This window comes from Collimonas pratensis, from assembly GCF_001584185.1.
Lineage (GTDB): Bacteria > Pseudomonadota > Gammaproteobacteria > Burkholderiales > Burkholderiaceae_D > Collimonas > Collimonas pratensis.
Genome location: NZ_CP013234.1, coordinates 3,249,428 through 3,263,272, shown reverse-complemented (window position 1 = coordinate 3,263,272; position 13,845 = coordinate 3,249,428). Strand labels below are relative to the sequence as shown.

The 13,845-nt window shown below is 60.6% G+C and carries 13 protein-coding genes; 9 read left to right on the top strand and 4 right to left on the bottom strand.

Annotated elements, in window-relative coordinates:
• The first annotated feature begins 17 nt into the window (after positions 1 to 17).
• From tsaB to CPter91_RS14575, 4 genes are read left to right on the top strand one after another with little or no spacing between them, the layout of a single operon-like run.
• Entirely contained in the window at positions 18 to 728 is a 711-nt protein-coding gene (gene tsaB / locus CPter91_RS14590; protein ID WP_061941490.1) for a tRNA (adenosine(37)-N6)-threonylcarbamoyltransferase complex dimerization subunit type 1 TsaB, read from the top strand.
• Complete coding sequence (gene rimI, locus CPter91_RS14585; protein WP_061941488.1) at positions 725 to 1,210, top strand: ribosomal protein S18-alanine N-acetyltransferase; 486 nt, start codon at positions 725 to 727, stop codon at positions 1,208 to 1,210. Before tsaB ends, rimI begins: the two co-directional genes overlap by 4 nt.
• A complete protein-coding gene (locus tag CPter91_RS14580) occupies positions 1,207 to 2,109 on the top strand; it encodes a uracil-DNA glycosylase (RefSeq protein WP_061941486.1) in 903 nt (300 codons plus the stop codon). The genes rimI and CPter91_RS14580 overlap by 4 nt, the downstream gene beginning before the upstream one ends.
• Positions 2,090 to 3,094, top strand: coding sequence for a DUF1853 family protein (locus CPter91_RS14575; protein ID WP_061941484.1), 1,005 nt, complete (start codon positions 2,090 to 2,092; stop codon positions 3,092 to 3,094). The genes CPter91_RS14580 and CPter91_RS14575 overlap by 20 nt, the downstream gene beginning before the upstream one ends.
• 23 nt (positions 3,095 to 3,117) lie before the next feature.
• Here the strand turns inward: CPter91_RS14575 and lplT are convergent, their stop codons facing one another.
• On the bottom strand, positions 3,118 to 4,380 hold the full coding sequence (lplT, locus tag CPter91_RS14570; protein WP_061941482.1) for a lysophospholipid transporter LplT: 1,263 nt from the start codon (positions 4,378 to 4,380) through the stop codon (positions 3,118 to 3,120).
• 187 nt (positions 4,381 to 4,567) lie between these two features.
• Between lplT and alr the strand changes: the two genes are divergently transcribed.
• From alr to fghA, 4 genes are all read left to right on the top strand, one after another.
• Entirely contained in the window at positions 4,568 to 5,644 is a 1,077-nt protein-coding gene (alr, locus tag CPter91_RS14565) for an alanine racemase (RefSeq protein WP_061941480.1), read from the top strand.
• 86 nt (positions 5,645 to 5,730) lie between these two features.
• A complete protein-coding gene (radA, locus tag CPter91_RS14560) occupies positions 5,731 to 7,101 on the top strand; it encodes a DNA repair protein RadA (protein WP_061941478.1) in 1,371 nt (456 codons plus the stop codon).
• Between the two features lie 86 nt (positions 7,102 to 7,187).
• Positions 7,188 to 8,294 (top strand): S-(hydroxymethyl)glutathione dehydrogenase/class III alcohol dehydrogenase, encoded by a 1,107-nt coding sequence (locus CPter91_RS14555; protein WP_061941475.1) that lies wholly within the window; start codon positions 7,188 to 7,190, stop codon positions 8,292 to 8,294.
• Positions 8,294 to 9,148, top strand: coding sequence for an S-formylglutathione hydrolase (gene fghA / locus CPter91_RS14550; RefSeq protein WP_061941473.1), 855 nt, complete (start codon positions 8,294 to 8,296; stop codon positions 9,146 to 9,148). Before CPter91_RS14555 ends, fghA begins: the two co-directional genes overlap by 1 nt.
• Before the next feature lie 141 nt (positions 9,149 to 9,289).
• On the opposite strand, the gene CPter91_RS14545 is transcribed toward fghA, so the two are convergent.
• Positions 9,290 to 10,012 (bottom strand): TerC family protein, encoded by a 723-nt coding sequence (locus tag CPter91_RS14545; protein ID WP_417924820.1) that lies wholly within the window; start codon positions 10,010 to 10,012, stop codon positions 9,290 to 9,292.
• A 326-nt stretch (positions 10,013 to 10,338) separates the two neighbouring features.
• A complete protein-coding gene (locus tag CPter91_RS14540) occupies positions 10,339 to 11,244 on the bottom strand; it encodes a LysR family transcriptional regulator (RefSeq protein WP_061941469.1) in 906 nt (301 codons plus the stop codon).
• A gap of 263 nt (positions 11,245 to 11,507) precedes the next feature.
• Between CPter91_RS14540 and aceB the strand changes: the two genes are divergently transcribed.
• Entirely contained in the window at positions 11,508 to 13,094 is a 1,587-nt protein-coding gene (gene aceB / locus CPter91_RS14535) for a malate synthase A (protein ID WP_061941467.1), read from the top strand.
• Positions 13,095 to 13,125: 31 nt separating this feature from the next.
• Here aceB and CPter91_RS14530 read toward each other — a convergent pair whose 3' ends face one another.
• The gene (locus CPter91_RS14530; protein WP_236905822.1) at positions 13,126 to 13,797 is read right to left on the bottom strand and encodes a TetR/AcrR family transcriptional regulator; all 672 of its coding nucleotides are present in this window, start codon (positions 13,795 to 13,797) and stop codon (positions 13,126 to 13,128) included.
• Positions 13,798 to 13,845: the final 48 nt, after the last annotated feature.

Here is a 13,845-nt window from a genome sequence, read left to right as displayed (position 1 = left end):
ACGGTAAAATACTGCTTATGCAAACAATTCTTGCCATCGAAACATCCACTGAACTGGCTTCCGCCGCCTTGTTGCGCGACGGCCAGGCGATTACCCGCGAATCGGCGGGTGTGCAAACCCATTCTCTCGCCATCTTGCCGATGGTGCAAAGCTTGCTGGCCGAAGCCGGCATCAGCCTGGCGCAGTGCGACGCGCTGGCCTTCGGCGTCGGCCCCGGGTCATTCACCGGCGTGCGCACCGCCTGCGGCATCGTCCAGGGCCTGGCCTTCGGCGCCGACTTGCCGGTGCTGCCGGTGGTGACCCTGGCTGCCATGGCGCAGGCTTGCCGCGCACTAAGTGGCGCCGACGAGGTGTTGGCCGTGCTGGACGCGCGTATGGGCGAAGTCTACTGGGCGCAATACCGTTTCGCCGACGGCCATTGGCAAATCGTGGTCGAACCGACCTTGTCGGCGCCTGCGGCCGTGCTGCCGCTGCCATTGCAGGCTGGCGCAAAGGCCTTGCAAGCCTGCGGCAACGGTTTGTCGGCCTACGCCGAGGCTTTTGCCGCGGCGCCGTTTGCCGCCGCGGGCTTGGCGGAGGTGATGCCGAATGCGCGCCAGATTGCCGAGTTGGGCAGCATCGCTTTTGCGCAAGGTAAAGGCTTGAACGCGGTAGCAGCCCAGCCTTTGTATTTACGTAACAAAGTCGCACTCACTACCGCCGAGCGCGCGGCCAAGGTGCTGCCATGAGCGCCAGCCTGCAAGAGTCTCCCGCTTTGCGGCGGCCGCTGGCCTTCGCCGCGATGCGTGTCGAAGACCTTGACGAAGTGGTGGCGATTGAGAAGAGCGTGTATTCCCATCCATGGACACATGGCAATTTTGTCGATTCGATCCAGAGCGGCTACCAATGCTGGGTGCTGCGCGACGCCGACGGCGTCTTGCTGGGGTATTTTTTCATGATGGCGGCGCTGGACGAGGCTCATCTGTTGAATATCAGCGTGCACGGCGACATGCACAGGCGCGGCATCGGCAAGATGCTGCTGGATAAGGTATGCATCCTGGCGCAGCAACAGCAGATGCAGTCGGTGCTGCTGGAAGTGCGGCCTTCCAATACGCGCGCGATCGGGATTTATCAGCGCTACGGTTTTGCCGAGATCGGCCGCCGCCGCGATTATTATCCGGCCGCCGACAACCAGCGCGAAGAAGCGATCGTCATGAGGCTGTTCCTATGAGCGAAGTGAGCAGGCGCAGCGTTTTCCTTGACGAGATTGGACTGGGGCCGATCTGGCTGCGGCGCGAGGGCGTGCTTGCCTCGACCGAAACCGGAGCGGAGCTGGCCGATGTTTCGCCGCCGGTAGATATGACGGTTGCGGCGCCCGCGCCCACTGTTGCCATGAGCGATCCGGAGCTGCAGCCCTATGCAGTGCCTGCACCAGAAACCGCTGTTGCGCTGGCACGGGATGCGGCGCCCTCGGCCTGGACCGAAGATGAGGCCGCGATTCCTGCGCCACCGGCGCCGGCCAGGGCTATTGCATCGCTACAGTCGCCGGCCGCGATGGACTGGCCGCAGCTGCAGAAAGCGGTTGCCGAATGTACTGCCTGCGGGCTGTGCCGCGGACGCAAGAATACGGTGTTCGGCGTCGGCGATAGCAAGGCCAGATGGCTGTTCATCGGCGAAGGCCCGGGCCGTAACGAGGATAGCCAGGGCGAACCGTTCGTCGGCCCGGCCGGCAAGCTGCTCGACAATATCCTGCTGGCGATGGGACTTGCGCGCGGCGAAAACGCCTATATCGCCAACATCGTCAAATGCCGTCCGACCGATGAAAACGGGCGCGACCGGCCGCCTGCTGCCGACGAGGTGGCGGCCTGCCTGCCATATCTGCAGCGCCAGATCGAACTGATCCAGCCTACCGTGCTGGTGGCCTTGGGCAAGACCGCTGCCTTGTCCCTGCTGGGGCTTGATCCCTCTACGCCGGTGTCCAAGCTGCGCGGCAGCGTCCATCGTTATGCTGAGCGTCCTTTGATCGTGACCTATCACCCGGCCTATCTGCTGCGGCAACTGGCGGACAAGGGCAAGGTCTGGAGTGATCTGTGCCTGGCGATGAGCACCTATGCCAACATACCGGAATGAAGCTGCAGGATTAGAGACGGTGACGCCTGGCGTGACCTGCCAGGAACAGTTTCATCGCCGCTGGAATCATTTGCACGATCCACATGTGCGGGCGCTGGCCTGGCTGCTGGATGCGCCCGACCTGCTCGATCCGCTGGCAGCACAATGGCAGGGCCGGATCGCCACCTATGTCGACGCGGATCTGGCGCCATGGCTCAACGCGCTGGAGCAGGAGCCGCAAAAGCTGCAGGATTTGCATGACTACATAGGCAGCCTGCCTTCGACTCGCCTCGGCCTCTATGCCGAAAAGCTGCTGGCGTTCTATTTCGAGCGGCGCCAGCTGCTGGTAGCGCATAGCGTACAGGTGCGGGCCAGCAAAAACGATACGGTCGGCGAATTCGATTTCCTCTTGCGGCTCAATGGCGCCTTGGTCCACTGGGAGTTTGCCAGCAAGTTCTATCTGCTGGCAACCAGCGGCGCCAGCCCGCAGGCGGACGATTTTATCGGCCGCGACATGGCGGATTCGCTGGGTTCGAAAATGCAAAAGCTGTTGCACCAGCAACTGGCTTTGTCGCTGCATCCCGCGGCTCAGGCACATCTGAGCGAGCCGATCGTGGCCGCCCAGGCTTTGGTGAAAGGCTGGCTGTTCTATCCCGAAGAGCCGCTGAGCTTGCCACCCGCTCTTGGGGTGTCCGCCAACGCTTGTCGTGGTTACTGGAGCAGTTTGTCAGCCTTGCAGCTGGATCCTGCTGCGATGTACTGGATATTGCCTCGCCAGAGCTGGCTGGCGCCAGCCAAAGTGGCGCCAGGGGATATGCTGACTCCGATCGACGCCAGGGTGGCGCTGTCGCAGCATTTTGCCAACGACGCCGGGCCGCTGCTGCTGGCGACCCTACGCCTGGAAGATGGCAGCGGATTGGAAACGAGCAGGGGATTTGTCGTGCCGGACGACTGGGCGGCGCGGGCCGCAGCCCGGCGACGCCTGAGGACAGGCGCGCCGGCATAATCCGACAGGGTTACAGGCAGGTCCTAGTGCTTGACTTCGCCGATCAGGGCCAGCGAATCATGCTCACGCTGGTTGGCCGCGTGCTTGCGCATGATGAGCAGCATGATGCAGGCCACGAACGAGCCGAACATCAGGATGACGATATTGACGTCCAGATCGATCTTGATCATCAGGGCGTATAGCACCAGCATGGTCAGCACCGACAGGTTCTCGTTGAAGTTCTGTACCGCTATCGAATGGCCGGCGCTCATCAGGACATGGCCGCGATGTTGCAGCAATGCATTCATCGGCACCACGAAATAGCCTGACAGAGCGCCGATGATGATCAGCAGCGGGTACGCTACCCAGACCGAATGCACCACGGTCATGGCCATGACGACTATGCCCATCACGATGCCCATGGGCATCACGGTCAGCGATTTTTTCAGCGGAATCATGCGGGCCGCAGCACCGGCGCCGATGGCTACCCCAAACGCCACCACGCCTTGCAGGATGGCAGCCTTGTCGAGCGGCATGCCGAGCGATTTCTCCGCCCATTTCAAGACAATGAATTGCAGGGTGGCGCCTGCGCCCCAGAACAGGGTAGTGACGGCCAGCGAAATTTGGCCCAATTTATCTTTCCACAAGATTGCGCAGCAGTTGGCGAAGTCGGCAATCAGCTTGCTCGGCCTGTGCTGCTGGTTCGGATAGCGGGCGCCGGTGTCAGGAATCTTGAGGTTGAAGATGGTGGCGATCACATACAGCGTGCCGATCACCATCAGTGCCGCATGGGTGGGCGTGTTCAGGTGCCAGTTGATGATAGGTATGTGCCATTGGAGCAATATTGAGACTACGTGCGGACTGACGAGGGCGCCGCCCAGCACCGTGCCGAGGATAATGGAGGCCATGGTCAAGCCTTCAATCCAGCCATTGGCGGCGACCAGTTTCTCTGCAGGCAACAATTCGGTCAGGATGCCATATTTAGCGGGCGAGTATGCCGCCGCACCGAAGCCGACGACCGCGTAAGCAATTAATGGATGGACATCGGCGAACATCATCAGGCAGCCGGCGATCTTGATCATGTTGGTGATGAACATGACTTTGCCTTTTGGCAAAGAATCGGCAAAAGCGCCGACAAAAGCGGCTAACAGCACGTAAGACAGGACAAAAAACAATTTCAGTAAGGGTGTCATCCAGTCCGGCGAGGACATTTCCGCCAGTAAGGCGATGGCCGCTATGAGTAGGGCGTTGTCGGCCAGCGAAGAAAAAAACTGCGCCGCCATGATGGTGTAAAAACCGCGATTCATCCGCATCCCAGAATGTAACAATGTGTCCCCGGCCTGCTTTATACCATGAAAATATGACCGTTCCGTGTTTATGACGGCAGCAAAAGCCAAAACGTTCAGCAGAATTATTGAGAAATTGCCAATCCTTTGCTGCTCTTGCTTCCGGTAAAATAGAGCGCTCTACGAATCTTCAGCAATTCTGCCATTCATGCCCAGACCGCTTCTTGCTTCCATAGACATTTCTGCGCTGCATCACAACCTGCGTATTGCCAAGTCGCACGCCCCACTGGCGAAAATCTGGGCAGTAGTCAAGGCCAATGCCTACGGCCATGGCCTGGAGCGCGCCATGCGCGGCTTCGCCGAAGCCGACGGACTGGCCCTGATCGAACCCGAAAATGCGCTGTGCTTGCGTCAGCTGGGCTGGCAAAAGCCGATTTTGTTGCTTGAGGGTATTTTTGATGCCGCCGACCTGGACACCGCGGCGCAGGCCGGGCTCAACTTTGCCGTCCATTCTCCGGACCAGATCCTGCTGCTGGAGCGTGCTGCCTTGAAGGGGCCGCTGGATGTCCATTTAAAAATGAACAGCGGCATGAATCGGCTGGGCTTCAAGTCCGAGGCTTACCGCGCGGCCTATCAGCGCCTGCGAGCGATTCCTGCGGTCCGCAAGATCACGCTGATGACGCATTTCGCCAATGCCGACGATCCGCTTAATCCGGGCTTGCCATTGCTGCAACAGGTGCAGTTGTTCGAGCAAGGTACGGCCGGCATCGAGGAGGAGCGCAGCATCGCCAATTCCGCTGCCGATCTCATGCATCCTGAATTGAAATCGGACTGGGTGCGGCCTGGCATCATGCTGTACGGCGCCAGTCCGGGCGGCGCTAGCGCCGAACAGTTCGGCCTGAAGCCGGCGATGACGCTGACCAGCAAAATCATCGGCATCCAGCGCATAGGTACGGGCGAGGCGATTGGCTACGGCAGCCGTTTCGTCGCCGCCGCGCCGATGATCGTCGGCGCCGTGGCCTGCGGCTATGCCGACGGCTATCCGCGCCATGCCCCCAACGGCACGCCGGTGCTGGTCGATGGCGTCCGCACCGCCACCGTCGGCCGGGTGTCGATGGACATGTTCTCGGTCGATTTGACCAACGTGCCCGGCGCGGCGGTCGGCAGCAACGTGACCCTGTGGGGCGCAGGCTTGCCGATCGACGAAGTGGCCCACGCCGCCGGCACCATCGGCTATGAATTGATGTGTGCTTTGGCAGCGCGGGTTAAAGTGGTGGAGTCTTGAGCGCAGGGCAATAAAAAGCGCCCACCAGATAGGTAAACAAGTGGGCAGATCAGTTGTGCATGCATGTTATGAAACGATAGAAGCGAATGGCCAAAGCTAAAACCAATTACACCTGTACCGAATGCGGCGGCATCGCCAATAAATGGACCGGCCAGTGTCCCTCGTGCGGGCAGTGGAATACGCTGGTGGAAACCATCGTGGAAGCGGTCGGCAACCGTTTTTCCAACCAGCACCAGGGCTTGGCGCAGACGGCGCCGGTGATGACCCTGGCCGATATCGAAGCGATCGATGTGCCGCGCTTCGGCACCGGCATCGAAGAATTCGACCGCGTGCTGGGCGGCGGCCTGGTGGCTGGCGGCGTGGTGCTGATCGGCGGCGATCCGGGCATCGGCAAGTCGACCTTGCTGCTGCAGGCGCTGGCGAATCTTTCCAAGATCAAGAAAGTGCTGTACGTCAGCGGCGAAGAGTCGGGTGCGCAGATTGCCTTGCGCGCCAAGCGCCTGGCGGTGGATGCCGGCGACCTGCGCCTGCAGGCGGAAATCCAGCTGGAAAAAATCCTCAACACCCTGGTGGAGCACAAGCCGGAAGTGGCGGTGATCGATTCGATCCAGACAGTCTATTCGGATGCGCTCAGCTCTGCTCCCGGTTCGGTGGCGCAGGTGCGTGAATGCGCGGCGCAGCTGACGCGGGTCGCCAAGCAGTCCGGCATCACCATCATCATGGTCGGCCACGTCACCAAGGAAGGTGCGCTGGCGGGGCCGCGCGTGCTGGAGCATATCGTCGATACCGTGCTGTACTTCGAAGGCGACACCCATTCCAGTTTCCGCCTGGTGCGGGCGTTCAAGAACCGCTTCGGCGCCGTCAACGAACTCGGCGTGTTCGCCATGACCGAAAAAGGTCTGAAGGGCGTGTCGAACCCGTCGGCGCTGTTCCTTTCGCAGCACGACAGCCAGGTGCCGGGTTCCTGCGTGATGGTGACACAGGAAGGCACGCGGCCCTTGCTGGTGGAAATCCAGGCCCTGGTCGACGCCTCGCACGTGCCGAACGCGCGGCGGCTATCGGTGGGGCTGGAACAGAACCGCCTGGCGATGCTGCTGGCGGTGCTGCACCGGCATGCCGGCATCGCGGCGTTCGACCAGGACGTCTTCATCAACGCCGTCGGCGGCGTCAAGATCACCGAGCCGGCCGCCGATCTGGCAGTGCTGCTGGCGATCAATTCCTCCATGCGTAACCGGCCGCTGCCGCGCGGGCTGGTGGTGTTCGGCGAAGTCGGCCTGGCCGGCGAGATCCGGCCGGCGCCGCGCGGCCAGGAACGCCTGCGCGAAGCCGCCAAGCTGGGTTTTTCGATTGCCATGATTCCCAAGGCGAACATGCCGAAACAAGAGATCGAAGGCTTGAAAGTGATCGGCGTAGAACGCATCGATGACGCCCTGAGCAAGATACGTGACGCCGAGTAAATGGCAAGCTTGCCATTCATAATGAATAATCCTGTATTCCCGAATACATCTAATACATCCAATACATCCCGGTAAAGGTCAATCAAATGAAAACCAAAGCAGCTATCGCATGGAAAGCCGGTCAGCCACTGACCATCGAGGAAGTCGAACTGGGCGGCCCGCGCGCCGGCGAAGTGTTGGTGGAGATCAAGGCCACCGGGATCTGCCATACCGATTACTACACGCTCTCCGGCGCCGATCCGGAAGGCATCTTCCCTTCCATCCTGGGCCATGAGGGCGCCGGCGTGGTGGTCGATGTCGGCCCTGACGTCAAAAGCCTGAAAAAGAACGATCACGTCATCCCGCTCTACACGCCGGAATGTCGCCAGTGCAAATTCTGCCTGTCGCAGAAAACCAATCTCTGCCAGTCTATCCGCTCGACCCAGGGCCGCGGCCTGATGCCCGACGCCACCAGCCGTTTCTCGATCGACGGCAAGCCGATCTACCACTACATGGGCACCTCGACTTTTTCCAACTACATCGTGGTGCCGGAAATCGCCCTCGCCAAGATCCGTGAAGATGCACCGTTCGACAAGGTTTGCTATATCGGTTGCGGCGTCACCACCGGCGTCGGCGCGGTGCTGTTCACCGCCAAGGTGGAGGCGGGCGCCAATGTGGTGGTGTTCGGTCTCGGCGGCATCGGCCTCAATGTGATCCAGGCGGCGCGCATGGTGGGCGCCGACAAGATCATCGGCGTCGACATCAATCCGGCGCGCGAAGCGATGGCGCGCAAGTTCGGCATGACCCATTTCATCAACGCCAAGGAAGTGGAAAACGTGGTGGACGCCATCATCGGCCTGACCGACGGCGGCGCCGACTACAGCTTCGAATGCATCGGCAACACGACTACGATGCGGCAGGCGCTGGAATGCTGCCACAAGGGCTGGGGCCAGTCGATCGTGATCGGCGTCGCCGCCGCCGGCCAGGAAATCAGCACCCGGCCGTTCCAGCTGGTCACCGGCCGGGTCTGGAAGGGCTCCGCTTTCGGCGGCGCCCGCGGCCGCACCGATGTGCCGAAAATCGTCGACTGGTACATGGACGGCAAGCTGAACATCGATGACTTGATCACACACCGCTTGCCGCTGGAGCGCATCAATGAAGGCTTCGACCTGATGAAGAGCGGTGAATCGATCCGTTCGGTGGTGATCTACTGATGGAAGTCGTCAGCGAGCATGCCTGTTTCGGCGGCACGCAGGGCTTCTACCGCCATGCTTCGAAGGAAATCGGCTTGCCGATGCGCTTTTCCGTATTCCAGCCGCCGCAAGCCAGACTGGGGCCGGTGCCAGTGCTGTTTTTCCTGGCCGGGCTGACCTGTACCGAAGAAACCTTCATGATCAAGGCCGGCGCGCAGCGCTATGCGGCGCAGCACGGCATCATGCTGGTGGCGCCGGACACCAGCCCGCGCGATACCGGCATCGCCGGCGCCGCCGACAGCTGGGATTTCGGCAACGGCGCCGGCTTCTACCTGGATGCGACGCAAGCGCCGTGGGCGCAGCATTTCAAGATGTATTCCTATATCTTGCACGAGTTGCGGCAGACCGTGATCCAGGAATTTCCGGCGCAAGCCGGCAAGATCGGCATCTTTGGCCACTCGATGGGCGGCCATGGCGCGCTGGTGCTGGCATTGCGTAATCCGGATGTGTTCCGTTCGGTGTCGGCGTTTGCGCCGATTGCGGCGCCCAGCCAGTGTCCGTGGGGGCAAAAAGCATTCGGCAATTATCTGGGATCAGACCGGGCCAGCTGGCGCGACTACGATGCGACCCAGCTGATGCTGGGCTTGCCGCAGCCGTTCCCGCAAGAGATCCTGATTGACCAAGGCCTGGGTGATAAATTTCTGGCTGAGCAGCTGCTGCCGGCGCAGTTTGAAGCGGCCTGTGCGCAAGCAGGGCAGCGCCTGACGCTGCGCCGCCATGCGGACTATGACCACGGCTATTTTTTCATCTCGACCTTGATCGAGGATCATCTGGCGTTTCACCAGCGGATACTCACGGCGAAGCGAGCGCTTTGAAACACCGGTAGGGTGGGCATTTTTTTGTGCCCACGCCGTGCCGCTATCCGCGTGGGCACAAAAGCGTGCCCACCCTACGACTGAACCATGAAAAAAGCCCCGCCTGGCCAGGCGGGGCTTGCATGTCCGGATTCCGCGATCTTATCCGGCGGCCTTGGCGCTTTCGCGCCGCTTCGAGACCAGCCAGCCGCCGCCCAGCACTACCACAAAGCCCAGCACGTAAGCTGCATAGTTAAGACCTGGCAAGCTGTCCCAGAACGGCCGCAGTACCGGTTCGGTAACGATCATGTGCATCGCGGTGTAGACCAGGATCGCGGCGCCGATGAAGATCGTCAGCGGGAAGCGTTCGATCAGTTTCAGCGCCAGGGTCGAGCCCCAGACCATGATCGGCACCGAGATCAGCAAGCCGATGATCACCAGCGCCATGCTGCCCTTGGCGGCACCGGCCACGCCCAGCACGTTGTCGATGCCCATGACGGTATCGGCGATGATGATGGTTTTCAATGCGGCGGCCATGGTGGTGGCCTTGATGCCGTGCGCTTCGCCGCTATCCGACTGCGTCAGCAGGCGGTAGGCGATCCACAGCAGCGCCGCGCCGCCGACCAGCAGCAGGCCTGGTATCTTGAGCAGCCAGACCACGCCGATGGTCATCAGCACGCGCATCACGACGGCGCCGGCGGTGCCCCACAGGATGGCCTTGCGGCGCAGGTGGTCGGGCAGGCTGCGTGCCGCCATGGCGATCACGATGGCGTTGTCGCCGGCCAGCACCAGGTCGATCACGATGATCGCCGCCAGCGCCGTGAAGAAGGCGCCGGCATTCCAGTCGGCCATGCCCAGCATTGAAAGTAAACCAGAAAAATCCATAAAGTCTCCAACAGGGTTAACGAATAACCTCAAAACATGGATAACAGCAGGAGTGACGAGAAGTAAACGCGACACAATGCCTGCATGGAATCCATGCTGACAAAGGTCTTGCTCAACAGCGTTGCTGCCAAGGTAACCGGGCGCAGGCGTTGTGCCTGTACCGTGATGACGACTACCTTGCAGAACATTGCGGCGACAGGTCATTGAAACGCGTCAGCCAGTACAATATTCAGGAGCTACTCCCCTTTGAGAGGGTGTTGCACGAAAGAAATCGTGCAGCTGGTGATAATTATAAACCACTATTTTCAAACTGCGAGAATTTAGCGTCAACCCTGGCGCCAATAATCCGGCTGGGCGTAGGCGCGTCGCAAAAAATCCACAAATACCCGGATCCGCAGGGGCAAATGGCGCCGCTGTGCGAAGACGGCGTAGATATCGTTGCCGGGGGCGGCGAATTCGTCCAGCACGGTCACCAGCTTGCCGGATTCGATCTCGCTGCCGACTTCCCACATCGAACGCCAGGCCAGGCCTTTGCCGGCCAGCGCCCAGTCGTGCAGGACCTGGCCGTCGTTGCAGACCATGTTGCCGGCCACCCTGACCGTGACGATCTTGCCGTTCTGGCGGAAGCTCCAGCCGCGCTGGCTGCCTTCGCTGCTGATCGCCAGGCAGTTGTGCTTCTGCAGGTCGTCCACGCTGAGCGGCTTGCCGTGCCGTTTGATATAGGCTGGCGAGGCCACCACGATGCGTTTGTTGTCGGCCAGCTTGGCGCCGATCAGCGAGGAGTCCGTCAAGGAAGCGATGCGGATGGCGACGTCGATGCCTTCGCCGATCAGGTCGACCACGCGGTCGTTCAGGTTGAGGGTCAGGGTGACGTCGCGGTGTTCGGTGAGGAAAGAGGGCATCAGCGGCGCCACGTGCTGCCGTCCGAAGCCGGCCGGCGCCGAAATCAGCAGGTGGCCGCTGGCATGGGCGCTGCGCTCCGAGACTGCCGACTCAGCATTTTCCAGGTCGGACAGGATACGCTGGCAATCTTCCAGGAAGGCTTCGCCTTCATTGGTCAGCGCGATCTTGCGCGTGGTGCGTTGCAAAAGTTTGACACCGAGCCGTTCCTCTAATGCATCCAGCCGCCTTCCTATCATGGCTGGGGCGATCCCCTCGGCGCGGGCGGCGGCCGACAGGCTGCCTTTGGCGGCGACTTCGACGAAGGTGGAAATCTGCTTGAACTGATCCATTGCGTTGGTCCGCTGCGCTGCCGTCTCGGGTTTGGGGAAAGGAAGCTGTGGTAAGCTCACTTGTGACTAAAACGCATAGATCAAATGATAATTCGTTCAACCTATGATGATTTAGTTTAAATATACTATATAGCGTAAAAATTAGATAATGCCATTCGGCTTTTTGCATAGCCGACATGGTAAAAAACGGAATGTAGCACTGCACCATGGTCCTGGCGCAGGCTGTAGAAGACACCAATTCATAGAACAAACAGGAGTAGAGCATGACGCAACTGACACTGCCCGCAGGAATGGAAATCAACGGCGCGATCGAACCCGGCTACGCGGAAATCCTGACGCCCGATGCACTGGCCCTGGTCGCCAAGCTGAGCCGCGCGTTCGAAGTGCGCCGTCAGGAACTGCTGGCAGTGCGCGTCGAGCGCGCCAAGCGCCTGGATGCCGGCGAGCGCCCGGACTTCCTGCCTGAAACCGCGCATATCCGCAACGGCGACTGGAAGATCGCGCCGATTCCTGCCGCGCTGGAATGCCGCCGCGTGGAAATTACCGGTCCGGTCGAGCGCAAGATGGTGATCAACGCCTTCAACTCCGGCGCTGACAGCTACATGACCGACTTCGAGGATTCCAACTCGCCGGTGTGGGACAACCAGATCACCGGCCAGATCAACTTGCGCGACGCGATTCGCAAAACCATTTCGCTGGAACAGAACGGCAAGTCCTACAAGCTGAACGACAAGGTCGCCACCCTGGTGGTGCGTCCGCGCGGCTGGCACCTGGATGAAAAGCATGTGCTGGTCGACGGCAAGCGCATCTCCGGCGGCATCTTCGACTTCGCCCTGTTCATGTTCCACAACGCCAAGGAACAGCTGGCGCGCGGCGCCGGTCCTTACTTCTATCTGCCGAAGATGGAGTCGCACCTGGAAGCGCGCCTGTGGAACGACATCTTCGTGATGACGCAAAACGAACTCGGCCTGCCGCAAGGGACCATCAAGGCCACCGTGCTGATCGAAACCATCCTGGCCGCTTTCGAGATGGATGAAATCCTGTACGAGCTGCGCGAACACAGTTCCGGCCTCAACGCAGGCCGCTGGGATTACATCTTTTCCTGCATCAAGAAGTTCAAGCTGGACAAGGATTTCTGCCTGGCCGACCGCGCCAAGGTCACCATGACCGCGCCATTCATGCGCTCCTACGCCTTGCTGCTGCTGAAGACCTGCCACAAGCGCAATGCGCCGGCGATCGGCGGCATGGCCGCACTGATCCCGATCAAGAACGATCCGGCCAAGAACGAGATCGCCATGGGCGGCGTACGCACCGACAAGGCGCGCGATGCCACCGACGGCTACGACGGCGGCTGGGTTGCCCATCCAGGCCTGGTCGAGCTGGCCATGACCGAGTTCACCAAGGTGCTGGGCGACAAGCCGAACCAGATCAGCAAGCAGCGTGAAGACGTCAACGTCAGCGCCGCCGACCTGCTCGATTTCAAGCCGGAAGCGCCGATCACCGAAGCCGGCCTGCGCTATAACATCAACGTCGGCATCCATTACCTGGGCGCCTGGCTGGCCGGCAATGGTTGCGTGCCTATCCACAACCTGATGGAAGACGCCGCCACCGCGGAAATCAGCCGCGCCCAGGTATGGCAATGGATCCGCTCGACCAAGGGCGTGCTGGAAGACGGCAGGAAGGTGACTGCCGAGATGGTGGTCGCGATGATTCCGGAAGAGCTGGCCAAGGTCAAGGCGCTGGTCGGCGATGGCGCTACTTACTACCGGGCTGCGAGGATCTTTGAAGAAATGTCGACCTCGGCTTCGTTTGCCGAATTCCTGACGCTGCCGCTGTACGAAGAAATCTGAAGCTCGTTGGCGGCGCCAGCGCCGCTGATAGTCAGTTAAGAAGGCCGATCGAAAGATCGGCTTTTTTTATGCTCGCTCGCGTTTGCATTGACGCGGGCGCTGGCCTAAGGCGCATAAATGCGCATGAAGGCATCGATGGCGCGCTCGGTAGAATCCTTGATCTGCTCCGGTGTCGCCCCGTCACCACGCCCAGCATCCGCATTTCCATCCATTCGCTTTCCACCAGCCCGCGCAATTGCAGGGCCGCCACCCAGCCGTCAGCCTTGCGCAACTGCTGCTTGTCCATGGCCTTCTTCAGGAAATCGGCGACCCGGGTCCAGCCCGCTTTCGGACCGCGTTCATACAGCATCTTGCCGATATCCCAGCGTTCGGCGTGGGACAGCACCTGGCGTTTCACCGCCACCACTTCCGGCATCAGGATCACTTGCAGGTACTTTGTTCCCAAGCGCTGCAGGGTCAGGCGCAGATCGTCGTTCTCGACCAGTTGTTCGAATACTGCTTCATAGTGCTGGCCGATCTGCTGGCGCATGGTTTCGACAAAAATTTCCTCCTTGGAGGAAAAATAGTTGTACAGGGTCGCTTTCGATCCTCCCAGGCGCGTCGATATTTCCGACATGGATGTTCGTTCAAATCCTGTTTCATTAAAGATCGTTGCCGCGACATCGATGATGGCCTGTCGTCGTTCCTCGCTTTTCTTGCGCATGTGTCAATTTTTCCTGTTTTACAGCATCAAAACCGCTGTTTTTGTGCG